This is a genomic window from Shewanella sp. GD04112, from assembly GCF_029835735.1.
Lineage (GTDB): Bacteria > Pseudomonadota > Gammaproteobacteria > Enterobacterales > Shewanellaceae > Shewanella.
The window spans coordinates 4,808,011-4,833,634 of the sequence record NZ_JAOEAL010000001.1 but is presented as its reverse complement, the minus strand read 5'-3'; the positions used below and the strand labels follow the sequence as shown (position 1 = coordinate 4,833,634).

Below are 25,624 nucleotides of genomic sequence, written 5' to 3'. Positions count from 1 at the left end.
TCCGTAAAATACCTAAAGGCTGCGTTAATTTTCACCGACCCTTAGATTTGACGAACTAAGTTAGCATGATTTTTAAGCAGATCAACCATTTTGTTTACAGTTTGTTAAAACCAAATGACATAAGAAGGATATTTATAATGAAAAAAATCGCAGTATTGCTCAGTGGGTGCGGTGTTTTCGATGGAACAGAGATCCATGAATCGGTTTTAACGTTATTATCTCTGTCGAAAGCGGGTGCTCAATATCAATTTTTTGCTCCTGATATCAATCAGATGCATGTTGTTAATCACTTCACGGGCGAAGTAGACAAGACGGCGACACGAAATGTGCTAGTTGAATCGGCACGTATCGCCCGTGGCGAAGTAAAAGCAACCACCGAACTCGATATTACCGATTTCGATGCACTGATTATCCCTGGCGGATTTGGGGCGGCGAAAAATCTGTGTAACTTCGCCACTAATGGCAGTGAGTGTGAAGTGAATCCACTCGTTACTGATTTTATTAATGAATTTATTCTAGCGAAAAAGCCTGTCGGCTTTATTTGTATTGCGCCAATGATGATCCCGCGTTTATATGGACACGGCGCTAAGGGCACTATCGGTAATGATGTGGATACGGTAGCAGCCTTTAATCTGATGGGCGGCCATCATCAGGCGGCGACTGTGCATGATATCGTGGTGGATGAGGCGAATAAGATTGTCAGCACGCCCGCTTATATGCTGGCGGGGAACATTGCCGAGGCGCACTCTGGTATCGAGAAGCTGGTCGCCAAAGTATTAGAGCTGGCCAAGTAACAGCACCTAAATGCAGCAGGGTAAGCCTTAAGGCTTACCCTGCTTTTTAATCGAGCATGTAAGCAATCGCGGTAAGTTAGCGAGTGGCTTTACTGCGACTATCGAACCAGCCTTGGGCGAGACCTATCAGTAATCCGCCAATATGGGCGCCATTCGCAACTGACACGCCTAAAAAATCCGTAAAGCCTAACACTAGCCAAATCAACATAAATCCCATGTAGGAGGGCGGTAAACCTATCCCTGCTGCGGGTTTGCGGATCCCCATGACCCAAGTGTAACCGGCGACGGCATACACTACGCCCGACAGCCCGCCAAAGTTGGGGCCGCTAACATAGTATTGGACGACATTGGGTAAAGTACCGGCGACCAGTAGCAGGATTAGCAGCGGGGCTGTACCTGTGCGAGTCTCGATTTTTCCACCCAAATACCACCACCAGAGTAAGTTGAAGATGATATGCATGGCCGAAAAGTGCATCAGGCTTGGGGTAAACACGCGCCAGAATTGACTAACACTGGTGTCAGGCACCGCACCGAAATAGGAGAGTGTTTCATAAACCGGGCCGCCGAAGCCTAAATTCATCGCGGCATAAATCAGTACACAGAGGCCAAAGATGATAAGAGTAACTGGGCCTGCACCTGTGATAAATTGCGTAAAAAGCTGTAAAGAAGGGGCGCCATAGTCGAGCTTAGTATGAGTATCACCATGCTCCCACGAGGCTTGTAAGTATTTGTTATCGTAAGGATGAGCGATAAAATGGGCAAACTCTTTACGGGCTTGCTCGGCATCTTGATCGCGGATAACCAGAATAGCGACTCCCTGCGGCAATGGCTGAATCTGGCAGTCTATCTGTTCACCTTTGAGGTAATCGACAAAGGCCTGCGCGGCTCTGCTGTTGGGGAGTCTGCCAATCTCTATCATGCATTGGCCTCATGCCAAGCGCTAAAGCCACCATCTAGGCTATAGACATCATCAAAGCCTTGTTCACAAAGGTATTGCGCGGCATTTTGGCTGCTGATGCCATGGTAGCAAACCACCACTAAAGGACTGTCCATATCCGCTTGGCCAATAAAGTGCGCCAGATTCTCGTTATTCAAATTAAATGCGCCATCAATGTGGCCGTTGTTAAAGCTGTGACCATCGCGAATATCGACGATTTGTACTGGCTTTGACTCGGTCATTTGCACTAATTGATTCACGCTAAGGTGTTTAAAGGAAGACATAATAAAACCTGAAATAACTGAAAAGGGATAAGCGATGGGATAAGTGTGCAACATGGGGCTGCATGTGTACAGCCCCGTGATTGGCATAGCTAAGAGAATTAATCCCAGCTGAGGATGACTTTACCTGATTGGCCCGAGCCCATAGCGTCGAAGCCTTTTTGGAAATCATCAATTTTGTAGTGGTGCGTGATAATAGGCGAAATGTCTAAGCCTGATTGGATCAAGCTTGCCATCTTGTACCAGGTTTCGAACATTTCACGGCCGTAAATGCCTTTGATGACCAGACCCTTGAATATCACTTTGCTCCAATCAATCGCCATTTCGCCACCCGGAATGCCGAGCATCGCGATTTTACCACCGTGGTTCATGGTATCTAACATGGCGTGGAAGGCTGACGGTACGCCAGACATTTCGAGACCCACGTCGAACCCTTCGGTCATGCCGAGTTCTTTCATCACGTCTTTCAGGTTTTCCCGAGCCACGTTAACGGCGCGGGTAGCACCCATTTTACGAGCTAACTCTAAGCGGTATTCATTAACGTCGGTAATGACCACATGGCGAGCACCAACGTGGCGACATACGGCCGCAGCCATAATACCGATAGGGCCCGCGCCAGTGATTAACACGTCTTCGCCCACTAAGTCGAATGACAGCGCAGTGTGCACTGCGTTACCGAACGGGTCGAAGATAGACGCTAAATCATCGCTGATATCATCGGGAATTTTGAAGGCGTTAAAGGCTGGGATCACTAAGTACTCGGCAAATGAACCTTCGCGGTTTACACCCACACCTGAGGTGTTGCGGCATAAATGCGTGCGACCTGCGCGGCAGTTACGGCAGTGGCCGCAGGTGATATGGCCTTCGCCAGAAACGCGGTCACCAATTTTAAAGCCACGAACTTCTTGACCGATATCAACCACTTCACCCACATATTCGTGACCTACCACCATAGGTACAGGAATGGTTTTTTGTGACCATTCGTCCCAGTTGTAGATGTGCATGTCGGTGCCACAAATGGCGGTCTTTTTAATCTTGATCAGCAGATCGTTGTGGCCCATTTCAGGCTTAGGCGCATCGACTAACCAAATGCCTTTTTCGGCTTTTAACTTGCTTAGTGCTTTCATTTTGTAGGGTCCTAAATAATCGCCATTTCTTTAGCGATACGGGTAAAGGCTTCAATCGCTTTGTCGAGTTGCTCACGGGTGTGTGCCGCCGACATTTGAGTACGAATACGGGCTTGTCCCTTTGGCACGACAGGGAATGAGAAGCCGATAACGTAAATATGTTCTGCTAATAAACGGTTAGCGAAATCGCTCGCCAGTTTGGCATCGCCAATCATCACTGGGATAATCGCGTGGTCGGCGCCGCCTAAGGTAAAGCCTGCCGCTGACATTTTTTCGCGGAAATAACGGCTGTTTTCCCATACCGCTTCACGCAGTGCTTGGCCCGATTTGAGCATCTCTAATACATGGATAGAGGCCGTTACAATCGAAGGCGCCAATGAGTTAGAGAATAGGTAAGGGCGAGAGCGTTGGCGTAACCAGTCGATGACTTCTTTTTTACCTGAAGTGAAACCGCCCGATGCGCCGCCTAAGGCCTTGCCTAGGGTGCCAGTGATAATATCGACACGGCCCATCACGCCACAGTGTTCGTGCGAACCACGGCCGTTTTGACCAACAAAGCCCACGGCATGTGAGTCATCAACCATGACTAATGCGCCGTATTTATCGGCTAAATCACACACGCCTTGCAGATTGGCGATGACGCCGTCCATTGAGAATACGCCGTCGGTGGCGATCAGAATATTGCGCGCGCCAGCGGCTTTTGCGGCGATCAATTGCGTCTCTAAATCCGCCATATCGTTGTTGGCGTAACGGAAACGTTTGGCCTTACATAAGCGCACGCCATCGATAATAGAGGCATGGTTTAGGGCGTCGGAGATAATGGCATCTTCGGCATCTAACAGGGTTTCAAACAGACCTGCGTTGGCGTCGAAGCAAGAAGAATACAGAATCGTGTCTTCCATGCCGAGGAACTCGCTCAGGCTGGCTTCGAGTTGTTTGTGGATGTCTTGGGTTCCACAAATAAAACGGACCGACGCCATGCCAAAGCCGTGGCTGTCTAAGCCTTGCTGTGCGGCTTTAATCAGTTCTGGGTGGTTGGCTAAGCCTAAGTAGTTGTTGGCGCAAAAGTTAACAACTTCTTGGTGATTAACTTGAATGGCAGTCTGTTGCGGTGAGGCAATAACACGCTCGCTTTTATATAAACCTTCGGCTTTAACATCGGCAAGCTGTTGATTAATCTGTGCGTAGAATGAGGTAGAGGCCACCTGATATCTCCTTAGTTAACTTTATTCTGATTCTGGGAGTTGCGGCATTTTAACGCTAAACCCTATCGGCCTACAGCCTTTTTTTCATGCAGGTTAGCTAGATAAATTAGTTTAGGGCTAAAGGGGTTGTTACATTATAAAAACTAATGTGCAACATGGTCGGCTACGCTGCACTTTGAGGGTTGCATCACCGCAGAGGGTATAAATTGAGCCCGCATTTAGCACCTTTAACCTGTTGAGTTTAGTGCTAAATGCGACGGCTTGGGGCGATTAGAGCGAATCTTGGGTCGCTAGCTCGTGGTAGTGCTGCTCTAAACGGCTGAAGGTCGCTTGAGATGTTGGGGTGGCGTAGGCCTTAAAAATCATCAATACCCGCAATACACCTTCGTACAGAATGCCTTTAGTGATGGTTGAGGTGCTGGATTGGGTGAGTTGATAACCAATCCAAAAACTCACAATCATCTTAATGGTGTCGGCAAGTTGGGTGATTTTGTCATTGTCGATATTTAAAAAACCGTCCTGCTTGAGTTTATCCAGCACGTGGCTCGAACGCGTTAATACTTGCTGCTGCGCCTGCAGATAACGGCTTTTTAATTCTTCATCGCGGGCGAGAATATCGGCCAGATTGGCGTACATAAAACGGAATTGCCACAGGGTATAAAACATCGCGTCGAAATAGCCGATCAATTGCTCCACATTGACTTGCTCGCCTTCATAGGGTTGGAATCCCGATTCGAGGTGCGCCTCGTAGAGACTGAAGATCGAGCGAATAATGTCTTCCTTATTACGGAAGTGATAATAAAGATTCCCGGGACTCATATTCAGGTGAGCGGCAATATGATTGGTGGTGATATTTCGTTCGCCGTGCTCATTGAATAGCTCAAGGCTGGCATAGATGATTTTGTCGCGGGTTTTCATATATTTTCCAAGTGGCTAGTGAACGCTACAAATTGATTAAAGAAGGCTAACCAACGACCGCTACACTGCTGGTAAATTATCCCTAATTTAAAATCGTATGGATTCATCTCAATGAACAAAAATTCAATACGATTGATATCCCCAAACAATCTCAAGAGGCTGAAACTCGTATCTTGAGGTCGCTTGGGGATATTATGCTAACATTGCCACTATTCATCAGGCAAAAACTCATAAGCACGATTTTTATGAATCGATTTTTTTACAGTGTGCTGCTTTATCTATTATCCCCTCTGCTCATTGTTTATTTGGCGTTCCGTGCCATTAAAAGCCCTGATTACCGTGGCCGCTGGGGCGAACGTTTCGGATTAACACGACTGGCACCAACGGATTTACTGATCCACTCGGTTTCTATGGGCGAGACGCTGGCGGCGATTCCATTAATCCGCCAGATCCAACAGGCGCATCCACAGCTTAAGATTACGGTCACAACCTCAAGCCCGACGGGTTCTGCTGAGGTGCGTAAAGCCTTTGGTGATCAAGTGCAGCATTGCTACTTACCCTTCGATTTGCCTTGGTGTGTGAACCGCTTTCTGCGCCAGTTATCCCCTAAATGGTGCATCATTATGGAGACTGAGCTGTGGCCGAATCTCGTGGCGCTGGCGGCTAAGCGCGGCGTGCGCTTGATGCTCGCTAATGCTAGGTTGTCGGCTAAATCGGCGGCGCAATATGCCAAGCGTCCACAGTTGAGTCGCCCCATGTTGCAACGTTTAGATGTGGTTGCGGTGCAGACGCAAGCCGAGGCACAGCGGTTTATCGACCTTGGGGTGCCTGCTGATAGAGTCACAGTCTGCGGCAGTTTGAAGTTTGATTTAACTATCACCCCTGAACGATTAACCCTAGCGCGAGAGCTAAGGCAGACTTGGGGGAAAGAGACTGCGCCCGTATGGGTGGCTGGGAGTGTTCACCCCGGTGAGTTTGATGCAGTGCTGAGCGCCCATAAGCAGCTGCTCGCTAAATGGTCAGAGGCGTTATTGGTGATTGCACCGCGTCATCCTGAGCAGTTTGCGGCGGTGGCCGATGTCGTTGCCAGCCAAGGTTTTGAATTTGTGCGCCGCAGTGAGGCTCAAGCGATTACTGCCACGACGCAGGTGCTGGTGGGCGATACCATGGGTGAATTGTTAACCTTCTATGGCGCAGCCGATCAAGCCTTTGTGGGCGGGACGTTAATTGAAAATGGTGGCCATAATCCCTTAGAGCCCGTGGCCATGGGCGTACCTGTGATGGTGGGGCCGAATCATTGGGACTTTGCCCAAATTACCCAAATGTTGGCTGACGCGGGCGGCCTGCGAATTGTGAGTTCAGGCCAAGAGTTGGGTGAGAATTTAATTCAGTATTTTGAGCTGCCTGCATTACGCCAACAAGCCGCTGAGGCAGGCCTTGCCGTAGTAGAGGCTAATCGTGGCGCCTTGCAGCGCCAGTTTGCTCTCGCCGAGTCGTTACTCTCGCGCCAAACAGCCTAACGCTATTCAGGTCACTAGGCTTGGGGAATAACTGAGTGATAGCCCGCGAGCAGAGCCGTCCAGTCGGCGGGCGTAAAGGCGAGCGTAGGCTGTTTTCCTTGTTCTTTATTGAAGGAGCGTAGCAACCTATCAAGGTTCGCCTTCTGCCATTGCGCATGGGGCGTTTTGATTTCACCCCTGTCAAAATCAATCAGATAGAAACGTTCTTGTACGCCATCCGTTTGCTGTGGTTGCCACAAAATATTCTTTGCGTTTAAGTCGGCATGGTAAACGCCGCGGCGATGAAATTGGGCAATGGTGGCGCCTAATGCTTGCCACTGCTCTGGAGTCATAGCGCCTTTGGTTAACTTAGCGACCAAGTCTTCGGCGCCATTGACCCGCTCGATAATAATGTCGGCACGGTAGAACAAGCCATCGCGCACAATATTGGCGGCAATAGGTTTAGGCACCGCAAATTGCTCGCGGTAGAGCAAGTCAAGTAGCCTTAATTCGCCCATGGCGCGGGTATTTTCAAGCCCGGTATAGAAGTAGGCATCCTTACTGAATTTCTCCATCAGGCCACCACGCCAGTAATGTCGCAACACCCAATGACGCTCGCTAAAGGCCACAAACCAAGTGGTGTAACGTCCCTTGGATGATCCCACTACCGCGGCTTTTTCACGCCAGAAATCCACCGAAAACCAAGCCGGAGTAATGTCTTCAGGCGTATCTTGGCAAAGTGCCATATAGCCATCTGCGGTATTTATGATTTTGATTTGTGCGTTCATGGGAGATTTGTTGACTTAAGCGTGGCACCTGCGGCCATTCTACATTAAGATCCTTAGCTTGCGCCAAATAACCTTAAGAGCTATTCGCTTGAGTTTAAATCCCAACACCATGAATTCTCTCTGCCTGCTTAGGCTATCGGCTATCGGTGACGTCTGTCATGCCGTGGCTATGGTGCAGGCGATTCAACGCCAATATCCCCAGCTCAAAATCACTTGGGTGATAGGCAAGCTCGAATACCAACTATTAAAGCACTTGCCCGGTATTGAGTTTGTGATTTTCGATAAATCCCAGGGCTGGCGCAGTTACCTTAATCTGCATAAGGCGCTGAAAGGCCGTCGCTTCGATGTCTTGCTACATATGCAAGTGGCGCTACGTGCTACCTTGGCCTCCCTCGCGATTTCGGCAAAGGTTCGGGTCGGATTCGACCGTGCCCGCGCCAAAGAAGGTCAATGGCTGGTCACCAATCATAGAGTCGAACCTTTAGCAGAGCCCCATGTGCTGGACGGCTTTATGGGATTCGCCAAGGCGATTGGCGTGAGCGACATCACCCCGAGTTGGAATATTCCAGTCCCTCAAGCGGATACTGAATTTGCCCAGCGCCAGATTGCCGATGGCGAGAAGGTATTAGTCATTTGCGCGGCTGCCAGTAAAGCCGAGCGAAATTGGCTGCCCGAGCGCTATGCCGCCGTGGCGCAACATGCGGTGAATAAGGGTTATCGAGTCATTCTCTGCGGTGGCCCAACAGCACTTGAAAAGACATTGGCCGACGATATTACCAATGCATGTTCTGCCAAACTCGATAACTTAGTCGGCAAAACCAGTTTGACTCAATTGCTGGCTCTGCTGAAACGCGCCAGCCTAGTGTTAGCGCCCGATACTGGCCCTGCACACATGGCGGTCACGCAAGGGACGCCTGTCATAGGTTTATATGCTCATTCCAATCCAGGTCGCACCGGGCCTTATTTATCGCAGCAATATGTGGTGAGTGCCTACCAAGAGGCTATCGCCTCACAGCAAAGCGGTGAGGTGAAATGGGGCACCCGTGCTAAGGGTGAGCACCTTATGGCGCTAATTAGTGTCGAAGCCGTGATAGAGAAATTTGATCAGGTTATTCAGCAGACACACAGTTAACCACTGTTAGCCTGTCACCCTGAGTTTTAGATTATCGTTTAGGAGAAAAATCATGCGGATAGCCATAGCCATCGACAGTTTAGCGGGTGGTGGAGCCGAGAAGGTCATGATTACCTTGGCAAAGCAGTTTATTAGCCTAGGGCATGAGCCGCATTTTTTGGTCATGGAAGATAATCGTTATTACGAAACGCCAGACAATTTACCTGTTCATCAATGCTTTGCCGACAAAGATAAAGATTATGATCACTTCGGACGTCTAGGGGCGTCGGTCGATAAGTTACGGGCAAAGATTGCCGAGATTGAGTCCCGAGTCGGTAAGTTCGATCTGTTTTTATCTAATCTTGATAAAACCAATTTGATGATGACCAAAACTGGGGTGACACCACTCTATGTGATTGTGCATTCATCGGTTGAAGAAGAGTTGAGTCGTCAGTTTAAGTTAGGTCCCTTCGCCTACTATAAGAAACTACGGGCGAAAAAAGCGCTCAATGGCCAGCATTTGATCACTGTGTCCAACGGCATCGCCAAAGAGATACAAGCTAAGGGGCGTTTGCAGCCTGCATCAATGCGAACTATCTACAATCCATTTGAATTTAATGAGATTGTTGCTCTGTCACAGCAAGATAATCCGCAAATCCCTCAGGGTGACTATCTGATCCACGTGGGACGTTTTGCTAAGCAGAAGCGCCACGATGTGTTGTTTGAGGCCCTTAAACAGACCCAAAATCAGTTACCTGTGGTGCTGTTATGCCATAACCACAAGAAGGCAATTAAAGCGGCGAAGAAATACGGCATCGAGAAGCGCTTAATCATTCCTGGATTCCAGAGTAATCCTTTTCCTTGGATCAAACGTGCGAAAGCACTGGTGCTGAGTTCCGATTTCGAAGGATTGCCGACGGTATTAATCGAATCCTTAGCCTGCGGCACGCCAGTGGTCAGTACCGATTGCCCACATGGGCCGAATGAGATTTTGACCGGCAATTTGGCTCCCTATCTTGTGCCCCGTCGTAATCCTGCGGCCTTGGCCAAGATGATTGACGCCGTGGTCGCCCAGCCGCCATCCCTCGACAATGTGGAGATTTTAGCTAAGGTGGATGCGACTGCGATTGCCGAACAATATCTCGCGTTAGCGAAATAATTTACCCGAGGAGAAAGCGGTGGAAGCGCGCAAATCAAACAAAAGACGTTATTTGTTCTACATAGCACAGAACTATTCCTATGCGATGCTAAGGCCGCTGCAGCAAGTGATTCTGGCGCGTGGCGATGAGGCGTGTTGGTTCCTCGAAGGCCGTGAGGTCGACCCCAAATTCCTTAAAGCGGATGAAAAACGCTTACCCGATATTGATGCCGTTAAGGCATGGAAACCCGATGCCGTGTTCGTGCCGGGTAACGTAGTGCCAAGCTTTATCCCTGGAGTAAAAGTGGGTGTGTTCCACGGTTTTAATGCGGGCAAAATGAATCATAAGGGGCGAGAAGATCACTTCGAAATCCGAGATTGCTTTGACTTGTATTGCACCCAAGGGCCGGCGACGACGCTGCCTTTCCTTGAGCTAGAGAAAAAAATCGGCACCTTTACCGTGGCCGAAACGGGCTGGCCAGCGCTCGATCCTTTATTTATTGAAAATAAAGATAACCCTTACATTAAGCCCGATGATCCTCGGCCTGTAGTGCTGTTTTGCTCGACATTCTCCCCCAGTCTGACCTGTGCGCCTGAGGTATTCGAGCAGATTAAAGCCCTGTCGCAAAAGAGCCAGTGGCGCTGGCTGGTACAATTCCATCCTAAGATGAAGCCAAGTATTGTTGAGCAATACAAGACTCTCGAAAATGAGAATCTCCAGTTTGTGGAAACCGACAACGTGATCCCGCTTCTGCAGGCGGGTGATGTGATGCTCTGCGATACTTCTTCGATTTTATTGATGTTTTTAATGCAGCGTAAGCCTGTGGTGACCTTTAAAAATCAGTCACCGAAGGCGCATTTAATCGATATTAACCGAGTCGAAGAGATTGAACCTGCACTCACTAGAGCGCTTAGCCGCCCCGATGATTTGATGGCGCATATCCATGATTATTGCAATCAAATTCACCCCACGGGAGATGGTCAGTCTAGCCAGCGTGTACTCGCGGCGACCGATGCCTTGATCGATAAGGGAACCGCTTGGCTTAAACCTAAGCCATTGAACCTACTGCGACACTTTAAAATGCGCCGCAAGTTAGGCTATTGGAAATTGTTTAGCTAATTGTTTCATGAATGTCTGATTTGTGTTTTTTACTTGGTTTTGTGATGGCGTATATAATATAGAACTGTATTATCATAAAGTTTATTTTTATGTTATTTTACTGTGCTTGAATAATTGAAAAGACGTCTTTAGGATTGAAGTGAATATGGAAATTTCAAATATACACCCTGTAATTTCTGTTATTATTCCAGTTTATAATGTTGAGAGGTTTTTAAGAAGATGTTTGAAAAGTGTTGTGTCGCAGACATTTAAAGACTTTGAAGTTATTTGTGTTAATGATGGTTCACCTGATAATTGTGATGTTATTTTAGATGAATATAAAAAATACGATGCAAGAATTAAGATTGTAAACCAGAATAATCAAGGTGTATCAGTCGCTCGCAATACTGGCTTAAACGTAGCTCTAGGTGATTACATTTTTTTTATCGATCCAGATGATGCGATACAACCGCAAACATTAGAGATAGCCTATTATTTTGCGCAAAAAAATAAAGCGGATTTGGTTGTTTGGCAGAGTGTTTATTCTGATGGATTCGATCATCCAGATAAAAAGTTTGAAATTGAAAAAATAAATTATAAAGTAATCTCGGACCCTTTATATCATAAAAATAAAAAGCCTTATAAAATTGGATCGGTTGTGTGGAATAAGTTATATAAGAAACAGCTTGTTAAAGGGCTTTATTTTATTCCTGGAGTCAACTATGAAGATATCTCGTACAGTTTCTCCATTTTAGCAAAACGTCCAAAGACAGTCGTTATTCCAACCCCATTATATCTATACACAAGGTATGAGAATTCGATAACACAACAAAAGCCAACTCCAAAGCTTATTCGTGATTATCACATAGTAATCAATTCGATCTACAACACTTACCAAAAAAACTTAGGAAGTAAGGAGTTAAGCCATATAAAAAATACTTTGATGCGGCCTCTTTTAAGTTATCAGCTCAAAAAATGTAAGCAAGCAGGATTGGAACAACAAGCTGAAATGTTACCAGCATTTGCAGAAGAGTTGAGAGATCTTGATAGCAAAGGTTTGCTTACATGGCGCGGGCATCGTCTTTCACGATATATAGCTTATAAAAAACTCATGAAAACTATTTAGTTTTTATGATGATAATAGTCGTTAGTTAATACTCGTATTGTGTATATTTATTGGTATTTTAAAACCACCTCCTTTGGAGATGATGATCGTTCATGTGAGGCTTTGCCCGAAGAATGCTCATACAATTACTGCCTTTGTTACCAGTAATTGTATGAGCAGATACGAGTCATCATCGCATATATCTTACCGTTGTCAGTATCATCAGAAGATATGTAAGGCACCAAGATAAAGTCGCGAAAGAGGAAGTCGAGAGACTGATTCAGTTAGGATATGGAATATTAGTTTTTTAGCCCCCCCCTTCTAGGGGGCTATTTGAAAGCCACCTGCTATAAAGGTGGAGTTTCACAATGGAGTTCTCAATTTTAATTCTTTCCCAGAGCAATATATTGAGCGGCAATATATTGGCTGTTGACGGCCTTTAATATTTCTAGATTGTCTAAAGCTGGTGGTGAGGCCAAACACTCCAGCGCTTTTTGTGCCAACAGCGCAGGTTGGCGAACGGGGACGAGATATTGTGCTAAATGCCCTGTGAGAATTTCATTTGGCCCGTGTGGACAATCAGTACTGACGACAGGTGTGCCACAGGCTAAAGACTCAATCACAACGGTCGGTAGGCCTTCAAAATCTGAGCTGAGTAGCATCAACTCGGCTTTGGCAATCCAAGCGTAGGGATTGTGTTGAAACCCTGGTGTGATGATTCTGTGTTCGACACCGTATTTCTTAGCGAGTTTGCGTGCCTTCTTTGGGCGATTGCACAGCAGGACAAGCTTAGGGGCCGTTGGCATATCCCTGAGTGCCTTAAATAAAATGTCGTGGCGCTTTTGCCGTGTCACACGGCCGACATGGATCATATAAGGCTCGTTTGGGATTTCGGCAATAACTTCCTGAGTCTTTTTACGGATTTCTTCCAATCTAAAGGGATTATAGATGGTCTGAACGCTTTGTGGCTTCAGCCAGGAAGTGGCTCTAAGCTCATCGGCGATGCCATTGGAAACAGTAATGATCTTTTTGCCAATCAGTGCCTTAGCCTTTTTCCAGCGACGCCAGAAATGCACTGGACCACGCTTTAATTCCATCAAGAGTTCTTGCTTAAGGGCGCAGTGGCAAAAGTAATAGCAGGGATCGAAGTCGCAGCCGGAAACAACGACATCGCAATCGGTCGAATTACTTAAAAATAGCGAGAACTTACCCGATTGTTCCGCTTCGGCCACCTTGGCCTTTAGGTGTTGTCTTTGCTCCTGTAGAGTTGGCTTTTGGCCAGCTTCATACAGGTAATGAATCGTCACATTTTCTGGTGGCATAAAATCCCCCTCTTTATGGAACACAAAGAGGTGAACATCTTGCCCGGCTTCCTGCAGCACTTCGGCCTGAGATAAGGCGATTTTGACCGTGCCGTTCGAGAAAAAGTTATGGCAAAAAATGGCGATTTTTTTCATATAAATGCTCTGATTACGTGGACTTAATCGGTTGTGGTGTGGTTTCTATCTGGGTTGATTTGACGAAAACCAGCTACCTACTTAATCCAATATAGCGAGTCGGCATTATATCAGTTCATCCCTTTACATGGGCTTAATCCAAGGAATTCTTGCCAGTATTTCAATTTTTAGCGGGATTTTCAGCGGTTTTTATCGGGATGATTCACTCAAGTGGCTAAAACGAGTAGACTGGCGGCAATGTTTTTTGGGTATCTATCTGAGTCGAGTCAGCAAAGTGCACACAAGAGCGATTTATCCTGGGACCTTCGATCCCATTACCAATGGTCATGCCGATTTGATTGAGCGTGCGGCTAAGTTGTTTAAGCATGTGATTATTGGCATTGCGGCCAATCCATCTAAGCAGCCAAGGTTTACTCTTGAGGAGCGCGTTGAGCTAGTAAACCGCGTCACGGCCCATTTGGATAATGTGGAAGTGGTTGGTTTTTCGGGTCTGCTGGTGGATTTTGCCAAGGAACAGCGTGCGAGCGTGCTGGTGCGTGGTTTGCGTGCGGTTTCCGACTTTGAGTATGAATTCCAATTGGCCAACATGAATCGCAGATTAAGCCCTGATCTTGAGAGCGTGTTTTTAACACCGGCTGAAGAAAACTCCTTTATTTCTTCCACCTTAGTGAAGGAAGTCGCGCTGCATGGCGGCGATGTGAGTCAATTTGTACACCCTGAGGTGGCAAGCGCGTTGACCGCCAAGCTTAACCTCGCAAAAGCTTGATAAAGCTGAGTATTTCCATAAAACCTTTGAGGCATCAGGCCTCGCGATGATAATGAAAAGGATGTTATGAAGGCTTTTTTGACCCCCTCTATCCTCGCTGCTAGCGTTGCATCTGGTTTACTGTTTTCTGCTTCCGTTGCTGCCGCCCCTTGGGTGGATGCCTCGGACATTTATTTAAGAGCTGATATTCAAGCACTGGCCGATGCGGGCGTGATCCGTGTGCCAGTGAATACCTTTCCCTTGATGTGGTCGGGAATTGGTGGTGACTTAGCGAAAGTCGAACCCGAGCTATTGTCTCCCCGATTAGTGCAAGCCTTTGCCCGAGTTAACTTTTACTATCAAAATGCCGTCGATAATCGCGGCAATGCTAGGGTTAAACTCTCGGGGGCGACCGAGCCCGCTCGCTTCCAGCATTATGGCTCAGACTATCGTGAAAAGGGTGAGGTTAAAGCCTCCTACGAATATTTAGGCTCACGTGTGGCCTATAAAACCACAGTTGCTGAGACGTACGATCCGCAAGATAACAAAAACTTTCGTCTCGATGAGTCTTATTTTGCTGTAATCATGGGTAACTGGATTGCGACCTTAGGTACGGTTGAGCAGTGGTGGGGGCCGGGATTTGATTCGGCATTGCATCGCTCTAACAATGCGCGCCCAATGCAGTCACTGTCGCTCAGCCGTAATAATGCCGCCGCCTTCGAAACGCCATGGTTATCTTGGATTGGGCCTTGGACCTTTAAGACCGGTTTTAGCATGGCTGAAAAAGAGCGTGCCGTGCCTAAAATGGCTGAATGGGATATGCGTTTCACCGCCAAACCCCTTCAGCAGCTAGAAATAGGCTTATCTTGGTCAACACTATTTTGTGGTGAAGGGCAGAATTGCGACTTCGATTCTTGGTGGGACTCGGTGGCAAGCAATGCGGTGTGCATCGACGGTTCGGATTCTTGCTTGGCCGATCAACGCCGTGACGCGGGCCATAGAACCCAGAGTATCGATTTACGTTATGCCGACACTTGGCAGGATATCCCCGTTGGTTTGTACCTTGAGCATAGCTGTGAAAACGGTAGCGATTGCGGTTCACTTTGGGGGATAGATACCCATTTCGGTACATCGGGTAAGCAATTCAAGCTATTCATGGAATACTCGGATACCTTTGTCGAGTGTGATGGCAAGCCTAACTGCTTCTATGAAGATCCTGTTTACCTCAGTGGAGCGCGTTACTACGGCAGAGCTTTAGGCTCGACCTATGATAGCGATGCTCAAGTCTTTGTGTTTGGTTTGGTTGGTCAGTTCCATAACAGCCGCGGTTTTACCTCGCTACTGCGTTATGCCAAGTTGAATAAAGACGGTACTAACGTGGCGACAACATGGGCGCCACAGCCACCGAAGGAAGACTTGCTGATGCTGGAACTTTCTTACCGTATGCCGGTGTGGAAGGGCATGTGGAGTTTGGGGGGCACAGTCTCGAGATCGGAATTTGATGTACAAGAAAACGATACTAATGCGACTTTCTTTAGCAGTTTTGAATACCGTTTTTAAGCGCCAATCCAATAAAAAGGCCTGCAAATCAGCAGGCCTTTTTGTTTTCTCAAAGAGCTTACTTCGCATTAAACGCGCGGTACCACTCGACAAATCTGCTCACCCCAGTATTGATATCGACTTGGGGTTTGTATCCCACGGCCTTAAATAGATCTTCGGTATCGGCCCAAGTGGAATGCACATCACCTGGCTGCATGGGTAAAAATTGCTTTTTCGCCTCGATGCCAAGCGCGCGCTCGAGTGCGGTAATAAAGTCGAGCAATTGCACCGGGCTGCCATTACCTATGTTGAATACGCGATAGGGCGCGCTGCTATTAGCCGGTGTACCAGTTTCTACACGCCAGTCCGGTGTTGGGCGAGGAGGTTTGTCTTGTACCCTGATGATGCCCTCAACGATATCGTCGATATAGGTGAAATCACGGCTGAGATCGCCATGGTTATACACATCGATAGTGTCGCCCGCGAGAATGGCTTTTGTGAATTTAAACAAGGCCATATCCGGTCGTCCCCAGGGGCCATACACGGTAAAAAAGCGCAAGCCAGTGGTGGGTAACTGATAGAGATGTGAGTAAGTGTGCGACATTAACTCGTTGGCTTTCTTGGTCGCCGCGTACAGGGATATCGGATGATCGACACTGTCCTCGGTCGAAAATGGCATCTTTTGATTCAAACCATACACAGAGGATGAAGAGGCATACACTAGATGCTCAATCTTATGGCGGCGGCAGCCCTCTAAAATGGTGAGATGCCCAACTAAATTGCTATCGGCATAGGCGAGGGGATTATCGAGGGAGTAGCGCACTCCAGCCTGCGCGGCGAGATGGATAACCCGTTGAAAACCTTGTTCTGCAAACAATGCCGCTATGCCGTCTCTGTCGGCTAAGTCCAGTTTGATAAAACGGAAATTGCTTAAGGCCTCGAGCGGTGCCAGTCGGGCTAGCTTTAGCCCAACATCATAATAGTCATTGAGGTTATCGATACCGACAACTTCATGGCCCTGTGCGCAGAGGCGCTCACTGACTTTAGCGCCGATAAATCCGGCGGCGCCTGTGACTAAGTATTTCATAGTAAACCTTTATATTTTGGACGCTTAGTCGTGATGGAACAGATCCCGGGTGTACACCTTAGCGGCGACATCTTCGAGTTCATTGGCCATACGGTTAGAAATAATCACATCGCACATGGCTTTAAATTCATGTAAATCGCGGATCACCTTCGAGTTAAAAAACTCCCCTTCCTTGAGTACGGGCTCATAGACCACGACTTCGATGCCCTTGGCCTTAATGCGTTTCATCACTCCTTGTACCGCCGAGGCGCGGAAGTTGTCTGAGTCGGATTTCATGATTAAGCGATAGATCCCCACTCGCTTCGGTTGCTTACTGATAATAGCGTTGGCGATAAAATCTTTGCGGGTTGTGTTGGAATCGACAATGGCGCTGATGAGATTGTTAGGCACATCGTTATAGTTGGCCAGCAATTGCTTAGTGTCCTTGGGCAGGCAGTAACCGCCATAACCGAAGGAAGGATTGTTATAGTAATCGCCGATGCGCGGATCTAAGCATACACCTTCGATAATCTGGCGGGTGTTGAGCCCTCGGCTCTCCGCATAGGTGTCCAACTCATTAAAGTAGGCGACGCGCATGGCTAAAAAGGTGTTGGCAAACAACTTAATCGCCTCAGCCTCAGTGCTGTCTGTGAGTAAAATCGGAATATCTTGCTTAATGGCGGCGCGAGCAAGCAGATCGGCAAAGGCTTGGGCGCGTTCGGAACGTTCACCCACTATGATCCGCGAGGGGTGCAGGTTATCGTAAAGCGCCTTACCTTCACGCAAAAACTCCGGTGAAAATAAGATATTGTCACTGTTGAGTTTACTTCTCAGCCCTTCGGTAAAACCCACTGGCACAGTCGATTTGATGACAATGGTGGTGTCAGGATTCAGGGCGAGCACTTCCTTGGCCACCCGTTCGACCGACTGAGTATTAAAGTAGTTGGTTTGTGGGTCGTAATCCGTAGGAGTGGCTATGATGACAAAATCGGCTTCTTTAACGACGCTTTTGTCGCTCGTGGCACTGAGATTTAAGGCTTTATGCTGCAGGTATTCTTCAATCAGACTGTCGGCGACCGTTGGTTTACGCGCATTAACTAACGCGATGCGCTCGGGCATCAAATCAATCGCTACTACTTGGTTATGCTGGGCGAGTAAAACCGCGTTCGATAGGCCAACATAGCCCATTCCAACTACAACTATGTTCATAGGTTTTATACAGTTTGGCATTTTGTTTCCCAAACTAGCATTTTCTGCGGCATTAGAATATGTCATTTCGATGAAATCCACAGTTCCAAATTAAGTGCTCTTTTCTCGATTTTCACCCGTATACAATGCTGGGCTCGCGTTCCGTTTAATTCATAACATCCTATCAATGCAGATTTTTGTTTGCCACAATCCTATGTTACCGTACTCATGGTTATTAAGCTTGGAGCCTTAACGTGATTTCAGTCGTGATCCCCGCCAAAGATGAAGTGGGCAATATTGGCCCATTAATGAAAGAGATATGCCAAGCCCTGCAAGGGTTGACTGAGTTTGAAATTCTTGTTGTCGACGACGGTAGTCAGGATGACACTTTTGGTGAAGTTATGCACACCGCAGAGGTGATGCAATGCGATGCCAAAGCCATTCGTCACGAGCGCAGTACGGGCCAGAGTACCGCTATTTCCACTGGCGTTTTACATGCCCGCGGTAAATACATTGTCACCTTAGATGCCGATGGGCAAAACGACCCTGCGGATATTCCCGCCATGTTGGCCCAATTGCCGCAAATTCATGCCGAACACTTTTGTATTGCCGGTTATCGCAAAAACCGTAAAGACACGGCGTGGAAGCGATTCCAGTCCCGCTTTGCGAATAAAGTGCGTGATGCACTGTTACACGATGGCGTACCCGATACCGGATGTGGCTTAAAACTCTTCCCCCGCGAAACCTTCCTGCGCATGCCTTACTTCGACCATATGCACAGATATATCCCAGCACTGGTGCGCCGCATGGGGGGCGAAGTGTTTATTTCTGTGGTTAATCATAGGGATCGCCAAGTTGGCGTGTCTAAATATACCGCTTGGAATCGGGTCTGGGTCGGGATTGTCGACATCATGGGCGTCATGTGGCTCGGTCGCAGGGCGAAAATCGCTAAGGTCGCCCGTAGCGAAACCAGCTGGCACGATTAAGATGAAGCGACTCTATAAGGCGATTTTTATCGTCTTTATTTTGCTGGTGTTAATGTTTGCGGCCCAGCAAGGGTTATTCGAGCATGTAACCGATAGCAATTGGGTAGCACATTTTATTGCCGCTCAAGGGGCCTATGCGCTGGCGGTGTTGCTGATGGTTGGCGCCTTGTTTACCGCTGTCGGTGGGCCGAGGCAGGTGATCGCCTTTGTATTCGGCTTTGCCCTCGGTGGCATTTATGGTGGCTTATTTTCCACCTTAGCGGCATTGCTGGGTTGTGTGCTGGCGTTTTATACCGCGAGATTAACCATTCGAAGCAGTCTGCAACGACGTTTTGGCAATCGTTTACAAAAGTTTGAGGCGCTGATCATTCAGCGGACTTGGTTAAAAGTCTTAATGATCCGTCTGTTGCCTGTGGGCAGTAATCTGCTGACGAATCTCTTTGCGGGGGCGACACATATCCCCGCGGGGGGATTTATGTTTGGCAGCGTGCTGGGTTATTTACCGCAGATGCTGATTTTCAGTTTTGCGGGCGCGGGCATTGGCTTATCTGATCATAACCAACTGGGGATCAGTATCGGGCTGTTTATTATCTCGAGTCTTATCGGCGCTTACCTTTACCGTTCTAGCCTGCGTAAGCAGGTGGATGAATTGGAAAACTAAATAGGGATTAGGAATGGATGCATTGAATCGTCGTTTCAATAGCGAAGATTATTACCAAGTACTCTGGCCGCTGCTGTTGATGAGTTTGCTGATCTTGCTGGTTGGCATAGGTTTTCGTTCCCCTTGGCCCGCCGACGAGCCGCGGTTTGTTGAGGTCGCGCGGGAGATGGTTGCCTCGGGTCAATGGTTATTCCCTACCCGGGGCGGGGAATATTATCCCGATAAGCCGCCAGTATTTATGTGGGCGATTGCCCTGTTTTATCAACTCACAGGGTCGTTAAAACTCTCCTTCTTACTCCCCAATGCCTTTTGTGGCTTGCTGACGGTATTTCTTGTCTATGATTTGGGTGCCAGATTGTGGAATGTGCGGGTTGGCCGCAACGCTGCACTATTGCTCCTTATCGTGCCGCAGTTTTTGATGCAGGCGAAAAATGCCCAGATAGATGCCATGGTGATGTGTTGGATAACCGTAGGATGTTACGGATTAATCAGACATTTTATGCTTGGGCCTAAGTGGCATTGGTATTTTATTGGCTGGGCATTTATGGGGCTTGGGGTGATCACTAAGGGGGTTGGTTTCTTGCCCCTATTGTTGCTCATTCCGATTGGGGTTTACGCCTTCAAAGATAAGACCCGTTTCGAGGGCCGCTTAACTTGGCTTTGCCTCGCAGGGCCGTTGGCCATGCTGGCCGTGATTGCCTGTTGGTTAGTGCCAATGGTGATGACGGTTCAAGCCCATGGCACGCCCGAGATGGTGGCCTATCAAAATAATATTTTGTTTAAGCAAACGGGCGAGCGTTACGTCAATGCTTGGCACCATATCAAGCCTTGGTATTTCTTCGTGCTGAGCGTGATCCCTTGGATGTGGTTCCCGATTTCGTTGCTGGTGGTCGCCTATTGGAAACAGTGGCTGCAAAAGGTGAAAGCCGATCCTACCATCGCGATTCTGCTGATTTGGGTCGGGCTCGTGGTGCTGTTTTTCAGTATCAGTCCGGGCAAGCGCAACGTGTATATTCTGCCCGCATTACCTATGTTGGCCCTCGCGGCATCGGCGGTATTAACGGGTGTTTCACCCAAAGCTTGGTTTGAAAAACTAGTCACTGGTGTGCTGTGGTTTTTGGGGGCGCTCGTGTTAGTGGCTGGCGTGCTGGCATTTATCCATTACCCTGCACTTGTCAAAGCGCTGGCGGACTATACCGATGATCTCACTGGCATTGGTTACTTGTTTATTGTGCTCGGGGTGCTTTGGTGTGCCTTGCTGTGGCTGGCGCGTCGTCAGTTTGCCTTGGTTAAGGTGGGGTTAGTTTCCGCCTTGGGCTGGGTGCTGGTGAGCACTTGGGGTTACGCTATGCTCGATGAAATGCGCACCCCCAGAAGCCTGATGCTACAAACAGCCGAGGTGATAGGTGAGGATGCCGAACTTGGTTTAGTAAACTTTAAAGAGCAATTTATTCTGTTCTCGCCCATGAGTGTGACGCACTTTAGTTATCTTGCGCCGGTAGAAGAACAAGAGCGAAACGCGTGGCAATGGATGCAGGAGAACAAACAGCGTTATGTGTTAGTGCCTAGCGGTGCTGAGCTGAGTTGTTTCGATATCAAAGGCGGTAAGAGCATGGGGATTGCCCACCGTGACGAATGGATTTTGTTATCTGCGTCAGAGCTTAAGCCTCAGTGCCAAGCGCCAGAGCGTGAGTACCGTTACTTTACCGACCATCCAGGTCGTTGGTTAAAAGAGTAATCAACAGCCATATCGAAGAAGCTAAAAAATGCCTGCAATTGCAGGCATTTTTATCGGCGAGATTAACGCGTCTGGCAGATGCCGCAAAATACTGTGGTGCGTTGACCAAGACGGATTTCGCTGAGTAGATTGCCGCACTGAGTGCAGGTTTCGCCGCCGCGGCCGTAAACATGCAGCTTTTGCGCGAAATAGCCGGGTTTACCCTCGGCATTGGTGAAGTCCTTAAGCGTAGTGCCGCCCTGCTTGATGGCGTGGGCGAGGATTTGTTTGACCTCGGCAACCAGTACCGTTAAGCGTTCAATATCTATCTTGCCGGCCTCCGCCTCGGGGTGTATCCCTGCGGCAAACAGTGCTTCGTTTGCATAAATATTCCCCACACCCACCACAATATGGTTATCCATCAGGCAGAGTTTGATGGCCTTCTTCTTGCCCGCCAGTGCGGCAGCTAACTGATTGACGTTAAAGGCGTCGGTTAAAGGTTCTGGCCCGAGTTTTTCCAGTAGCGGATGGGCTTCCTCTGGCAATTGGCACCATAACCAAGCGCCGAAACGTCTCGGATCGTTAAAGCGCAGAATTCGGCCATTGGCGAGGACAAGATCGATATGATCGTGCTTCTCCACTGGCGTATCATGGGGCAGGATCCGCAAGCTGCCCGACATCCCCAGATGCACTATGCTGGTGCCAGCATCGGTATCGATTAACAGGTATTTAGCGCGGCGGCGCACTTGGCGTATGGTTTGGCCGATGATCTGTTTGGCAAGTTCGGGAACGGGCCAACGCAGTGAGGCGTTACGGATTACGAGGTCAACCACGGTTTGTTCGACAAGATGTGGGGCTATGCCCTGACGGGTGACTTCGACTTCTGGTAATTCCGGCATGATTGAGTTCTTTTAGGTAATAAATTAGCTGGTGGATTTGGCATCGAGGATTGGTTGTAAATCGGCCCTTAGGCTGGGGGGCACTAAGTACCAGTTGCCTGCGGGTGATTTGAGTACACCGTCCTCGGGGAAATAAATCCAACGTTGCGATTGGCGGATCTCGGCAATTTGGATCACCAGTTCCTGCGGTTTGCCTGTGGGTTGTGGTGCCTCGCTGAGGGGCGAGACTCTTAGGCCTTGCCAAGCCTTGGCCCATTGGGCGCAGTTGAGCACCAGCGGATCGCACTCCCAACCTGAGGCTTGTTTATGCAGCCACACACCATCTAGCTGCAACTGTGCCAGCGGCGCATTGTCATCAAACAACAGCTGGGCATCACTCGGCACATTATGGGTTTTCTTGTCCATAAACGTCAGCACCGCAATGATAAAAATGCAGGCAAGAATAATGATGTTATTCCACTGTTTACGAGTAAGCGCCATAGGAAGAGTGACACAAAAAATGGGACTGATGCCATGAGTGTATCACGGCAAAATAGAGATGCTAGCCCTAGGACGAAGGGGTTAACCGCCAGTGCTATTCATAAAGCGCAGGATTTGCACGCCACTATTATCGAAAACATGCTGCTTAGGTTTGAGTTTGATACCTTGGAGAATCGCGGTTTTAAGGCGCTCAATGTCCCCGGGATATTCTCGCACAATGCTTTTTAAATCAATGGAGTGTTCATTACCTAGGCAGAGCAATAATTGCCCCTCTACGGTTACGCGCACTCTATTACATTCGTGGCAAAAGTTGTGGCTATGGGGTGAGATAAACCCGATATGAATCGGACTATCCGCCATGGTGTAGTAACGCGCGGGGCCACCTGTGCGTTTATTGGAAAGTTGCAGGGGATAATGCTCGTTAATCATGGTCTTAACTTCATCACTGCTGCAATGACGCGCGTCTTTGCGCTCGTCCATTTCACCCAGCGGCATTTCTTCAATAAAGGCGATATCTAGGTTTCGGTCACGACAAAAATTAACCAGATCAATCACTTCATGGTCATTTTGCTGTTTAAGGATCACCGCATTGATTTTAATGCGCTCAAAACCTGCGGCGATGGCCGCATCAATCCCTTCGATAACACGTGCTAATTTGCCGTTGCGCGTCAGTTGGGTAAAGAGCTCGGGGTTAAGGGTATCTAGGCTGATGTTTAAGCGCTTAAGACCCGCATCAAACATAGGTTTGGCAAACTTACTGAGCCTAGAACCATTAGTGGTCATCGATAAATCTTTGAGCCCTGGGAGCTTGCCCAGTAAGTGCACCAGTTGATCGCAATCGCTACGCACCAAGGGCTCGCCGCCGGTGAGGCGAATTTTAGTCACCCCAAGTTCCGTAAAGGCTTGGGCAATCCAAGCCAACTCTTCGAGGTGCAGAACATGATCTTTGGGCAAGAAGCAGGGGTCTTCCGTCATACAGTAGACACAACGGAAGTCGCAGCGATCCGTCACTGAGAGTCGTAAATATTCGACCTGACGGCCAAAGGCATCCACGAGTTGGCTCATAGGGACTCAGTGGCTCTTATAGAAGATCGGCAAAAGGTTGAATAAACACGGTTTCACCCGCATTCACCGCCTCAGCATCATCTCCAATGATAATAAGGCAATTGCCTTTGACCATAGAGCTGAGCATGCCCGAACCTTGGTTACCTGTGCTGGTTACGTGCAGCCTGCCATCATTACCGAGGCGATAAATTCCGCGGATAAACTCAGTACGGCCCGTGCGGCTACGCAGGGTTTCATCGGTAATCGCCGGGAATAACGGCGCCTGCCAGTTTGTTTCACCGCCGAGTTTACGAAGCGCAGGTTGCACAAATTGCAGGAACGACACCATCACAGCCACCGGATTGCCGGGCAAGCCGAAGAATAGGCTATCACCGACCTTACCAAAGGCGAGTGGGCGACCGGGGCGCATATTGATCCGCCAGAAGTCGATATTGCCAAGGCGTGCCAGCACGGCCTTGATGTAGTCGGCATCGCCAACGGAAACACCGCCTGAGCTGATCACTACATCGGCCTGCGCCGCGGCTTTGGTTAAGGTCGCTTCGAGTGCGCTTTCGGAATCTTCAATAATACCTAAGTCAATGACTTCACAACCTAAACGTTTTGCCATCGCCTTGATGGTGTAACGGTTCGAGTCATAGATACAGTTTGGATTCAAAGCCTCGCCGGGTTGGCTGACTTCATCCCCGGTTGAGAACACGGCCACGGTCGGGCGACGATAAACCGTTACACGGTCAAGGCCGAGGGAGGCTAATAAGCCCTGTTCGGCGGCGCTTAGGCGTGTGGCTTGGGTGAGGGCAACTTGGCCTTGGCCTATGTCTTCACCCGCAAGGCGAACGTGTTGGCCCTGTTGAATACGGCCATCGAAACTGACCTTGGCATTGGCCTCGTTAGCCAGCTCTCGAGGTTGAACTGTATCTGCGCCTGCGGGTACGGGCGCGCCCGTCATAATGCGCACGGTTTCACCCGCTCTGAGTGTACCCGAATATTGATGACCAGCTAAGACTTCACCGACTAAGGTAAAGCTTGTAGGCAGCGGATCTTGATAGGCGAAGGCATAACCATCCATCGCCGAGTTGGTTTGTTGCGGCACATCCACGGGCGAAATACTGTCGCGGGCGAGCACGCGGTTATCTAACGCATCTAAACCTACCTCTTCCACCTCAGAGACTGGGGCGACATGGGATAAAATCTGCGCCAAGCCTTGGCTCACGCTGAGGTTTTTATCGCTGCCCAAGGTGCAGGCATCGACAGTCGCTATTGGTAATGCGGGGTTGGGTGCTTGCCAGCTATTGGCATATTCCATCACAAAGTCAGCAATTTGCGCGACATTGTTAAGGTCGAGTCTTCTTAGCTCGCTCGGCAGCTCTGTGTCATCACAGCAAGCGATGGCGAGAATATTGTCGTCTTGGGTATAGATAAACGGCTTACCGTGGGCGGCGCGGTGCAGCTCAATTTTCGGTAATGTGAGTTTTTTAAAGCCTTCGACTAAGACGATATCGACTTTATCGGCTTCAATTTGCTTGAGTAGGTGGACTAACTCTGGGTCGCCATCGCGGGCATCTTCGGTCATTAGCGCCCAACGCACATGGGAGGCGACTAGCATTTGCCGTGCACCGGCTTTGCGCATCTCGTAACTGTCTTTACCGGGAATATCGACATCGAAATTGTGGTGAGCATGTTTGATCACCGCCAGACGCAGGCCGCGCTGATTTAATTCGGGGATCAATTGCTTGAGTAGGGTGGTTTTCCCCGTGCCGCTATAGGCACAAAATCCGAGAACGGGAATAGATAGCGGATTGACGAAGGGAGTACTCATTTG

General features: G+C 48.7%; 24 protein-coding genes. 11 read left to right on the top strand and 13 right to left on the bottom strand.

The annotated features are described in order from the left end of the window. Positions 1 to 137 precede the first annotated feature (137 nt). Complete coding sequence (elbB, locus tag N7386_RS21200; RefSeq protein ID WP_279770903.1) at positions 138 to 794, top strand: isoprenoid biosynthesis glyoxalase ElbB; 657 nt, start codon at positions 138 to 140, stop codon at positions 792 to 794. Positions 795 to 870: 76 nt separating this feature from the next. On the opposite strand, the gene glpG is transcribed toward elbB, so the two are convergent. The 5 genes from glpG to N7386_RS21175 form a co-directional block, all read right to left on the bottom strand. Continuing rightward, entirely contained in the window at positions 871 to 1,713 is an 843-nt protein-coding gene (gene glpG, locus N7386_RS21195) for a rhomboid family intramembrane serine protease GlpG (protein ID WP_279770901.1), read from the bottom strand. Further along, entirely contained in the window at positions 1,710 to 2,015 is a 306-nt protein-coding gene (glpE, locus tag N7386_RS21190; protein WP_011718813.1) for a thiosulfate sulfurtransferase GlpE, read from the bottom strand. The genes glpG and glpE overlap by 4 nt, the downstream gene beginning before the upstream one ends. A 98-nt stretch (positions 2,016 to 2,113) precedes the next feature. Continuing rightward, the gene (gene tdh, locus N7386_RS21185; protein ID WP_249556548.1) at positions 2,114 to 3,139 is read right to left on the bottom strand and encodes an L-threonine 3-dehydrogenase; all 1,026 of its coding nucleotides are present in this window, start codon (positions 3,137 to 3,139) and stop codon (positions 2,114 to 2,116) included. An 11-nt stretch (positions 3,140 to 3,150) separates the two neighbouring features. Continuing rightward, positions 3,151 to 4,344, bottom strand: a complete 1,194-nt coding sequence (locus N7386_RS21180; protein WP_208660685.1) for a glycine C-acetyltransferase — start codon at positions 4,342 to 4,344, stop codon at positions 3,151 to 3,153. Positions 4,345 to 4,614: 270 nt separating this feature from the next. Then, positions 4,615 to 5,262, bottom strand: coding sequence for a TetR/AcrR family transcriptional regulator (locus N7386_RS21175; RefSeq protein ID WP_011624620.1), 648 nt, complete (start codon positions 5,260 to 5,262; stop codon positions 4,615 to 4,617). A 245-nt stretch (positions 5,263 to 5,507) separates the two neighbouring features. On the opposite strand from N7386_RS21175, the gene waaA reads away from it, so the two are divergent. Then, complete coding sequence (waaA, locus tag N7386_RS21170) at positions 5,508 to 6,782, top strand: lipid IV(A) 3-deoxy-D-manno-octulosonic acid transferase (RefSeq protein WP_086902521.1); 1,275 nt, start codon at positions 5,508 to 5,510, stop codon at positions 6,780 to 6,782. Positions 6,783 to 6,796: 14 nt separating this feature from the next. Here the strand turns inward: waaA and N7386_RS21165 are convergent, their stop codons facing one another. Next, entirely contained in the window at positions 6,797 to 7,549 is a 753-nt protein-coding gene (locus N7386_RS21165; RefSeq protein ID WP_086902508.1) for a 3-deoxy-D-manno-octulosonic acid kinase, read from the bottom strand. 88 nt (positions 7,550 to 7,637) lie between these two features. Here N7386_RS21165 and N7386_RS21160 point away from each other — a divergent pair, with 88 nt between their 5' ends. The 4 genes from N7386_RS21160 to N7386_RS21145 all read left to right on the top strand — a co-directional run bounded on the left by N7386_RS21160 (position 7,638) and on the right by N7386_RS21145 (position 12,023). Further along, the gene (locus N7386_RS21160; RefSeq protein WP_279770893.1) at positions 7,638 to 8,681 is read left to right on the top strand and encodes a glycosyltransferase family 9 protein; all 1,044 of its coding nucleotides are present in this window, start codon (positions 7,638 to 7,640) and stop codon (positions 8,679 to 8,681) included. Between the two features lie 52 nt (positions 8,682 to 8,733). Then, positions 8,734 to 9,819 (top strand): glycosyltransferase, encoded by a 1,086-nt coding sequence (locus N7386_RS21155; RefSeq protein WP_088586427.1) that lies wholly within the window; start codon positions 8,734 to 8,736, stop codon positions 9,817 to 9,819. 19 nt (positions 9,820 to 9,838) lie between these two features. Then, a complete protein-coding gene (locus N7386_RS21150; RefSeq protein ID WP_109277653.1) occupies positions 9,839 to 10,918 on the top strand; it encodes a CDP-glycerol glycerophosphotransferase family protein in 1,080 nt (359 codons plus the stop codon). Positions 10,919 to 11,063: 145 nt separating this feature from the next. Next, positions 11,064 to 12,023, top strand: coding sequence for a glycosyltransferase (locus N7386_RS21145; protein ID WP_126512180.1), 960 nt, complete (start codon positions 11,064 to 11,066; stop codon positions 12,021 to 12,023). Positions 12,024 to 12,385: 362 nt separating this feature from the next. Here the strand turns inward: N7386_RS21145 and N7386_RS21140 are convergent, their stop codons facing one another. Beyond that, on the bottom strand, positions 12,386 to 13,459 hold the full coding sequence (locus tag N7386_RS21140; protein ID WP_279770889.1) for a glycosyltransferase: 1,074 nt from the start codon (positions 13,457 to 13,459) through the stop codon (positions 12,386 to 12,388). Positions 13,460 to 13,733: 274 nt separating this feature from the next. Here N7386_RS21140 and coaD point away from each other — a divergent pair, with 274 nt between their 5' ends. Further along, on the top strand, positions 13,734 to 14,225 hold the full coding sequence (coaD, locus tag N7386_RS21135) for a pantetheine-phosphate adenylyltransferase (protein WP_011718800.1): 492 nt from the start codon (positions 13,734 to 13,736) through the stop codon (positions 14,223 to 14,225). A 66-nt stretch (positions 14,226 to 14,291) separates the two neighbouring features. After that, the gene (locus N7386_RS21130) at positions 14,292 to 15,764 is read left to right on the top strand and encodes a capsule assembly Wzi family protein (RefSeq protein ID WP_279770887.1); all 1,473 of its coding nucleotides are present in this window, start codon (positions 14,292 to 14,294) and stop codon (positions 15,762 to 15,764) included. Between the two features lie 58 nt (positions 15,765 to 15,822). Here N7386_RS21130 and N7386_RS21125 read toward each other — a convergent pair whose 3' ends face one another. Both N7386_RS21125 and N7386_RS21120 read right to left on the bottom strand, forming a co-directional pair. Continuing rightward, a complete protein-coding gene (locus N7386_RS21125) occupies positions 15,823 to 16,830 on the bottom strand; it encodes an NAD-dependent epimerase (protein WP_279770885.1) in 1,008 nt (335 codons plus the stop codon). A 24-nt stretch (positions 16,831 to 16,854) separates the two neighbouring features. Continuing rightward, on the bottom strand, positions 16,855 to 18,018 hold the full coding sequence (locus tag N7386_RS21120) for a nucleotide sugar dehydrogenase (RefSeq protein ID WP_279771091.1): 1,164 nt from the start codon (positions 18,016 to 18,018) through the stop codon (positions 16,855 to 16,857). Positions 18,019 to 18,251: 233 nt separating this feature from the next. On the opposite strand from N7386_RS21120, the gene N7386_RS21115 reads away from it, so the two are divergent. The 3 genes from N7386_RS21115 to N7386_RS21105 are packed head-to-tail and all read left to right on the top strand — an operon-like array spanning position 18,252 to position 21,382. Next, entirely contained in the window at positions 18,252 to 18,983 is a 732-nt protein-coding gene (locus N7386_RS21115; RefSeq protein ID WP_011624605.1) for a glycosyltransferase family 2 protein, read from the top strand. Between the two features lies 1 nt (position 18,984). Beyond that, positions 18,985 to 19,644 carry a VTT domain-containing protein gene (locus tag N7386_RS21110; protein ID WP_109287642.1) on the top strand — a complete coding sequence of 220 codons (660 nt, stop codon included), beginning with the start codon at positions 18,985 to 18,987 and terminating at the stop codon, positions 19,642 to 19,644. A 13-nt stretch (positions 19,645 to 19,657) separates the two neighbouring features. Continuing rightward, a complete protein-coding gene (locus tag N7386_RS21105; RefSeq protein WP_279770882.1) occupies positions 19,658 to 21,382 on the top strand; it encodes a glycosyltransferase family 39 protein in 1,725 nt (574 codons plus the stop codon). Positions 21,383 to 21,444: 62 nt separating this feature from the next. Here N7386_RS21105 and mutM read toward each other — a convergent pair whose 3' ends face one another. The 4 genes from mutM to N7386_RS21085 form a co-directional block, all read right to left on the bottom strand. Continuing rightward, the gene (gene mutM / locus N7386_RS21100) at positions 21,445 to 22,260 is read right to left on the bottom strand and encodes a bifunctional DNA-formamidopyrimidine glycosylase/DNA-(apurinic or apyrimidinic site) lyase (RefSeq protein WP_011624602.1); all 816 of its coding nucleotides are present in this window, start codon (positions 22,258 to 22,260) and stop codon (positions 21,445 to 21,447) included. A gap of 24 nt (positions 22,261 to 22,284) precedes the next feature. Continuing rightward, on the bottom strand, positions 22,285 to 22,740 hold the full coding sequence (locus tag N7386_RS21095; protein ID WP_279770880.1) for a hypothetical protein: 456 nt from the start codon (positions 22,738 to 22,740) through the stop codon (positions 22,285 to 22,287). 81 nt (positions 22,741 to 22,821) lie between these two features. After that, a complete protein-coding gene (gene moaA / locus N7386_RS21090; protein WP_279770878.1) occupies positions 22,822 to 23,805 on the bottom strand; it encodes a GTP 3',8-cyclase MoaA in 984 nt (327 codons plus the stop codon). Positions 23,806 to 23,821: 16 nt separating this feature from the next. Beyond that, complete coding sequence (locus tag N7386_RS21085; protein ID WP_279770875.1) at positions 23,822 to 25,621, bottom strand: bifunctional molybdopterin-guanine dinucleotide biosynthesis adaptor protein MobB/molybdopterin molybdotransferase MoeA; 1,800 nt, start codon at positions 25,619 to 25,621, stop codon at positions 23,822 to 23,824. Positions 25,622 to 25,624: the final 3 nt, after the last annotated feature.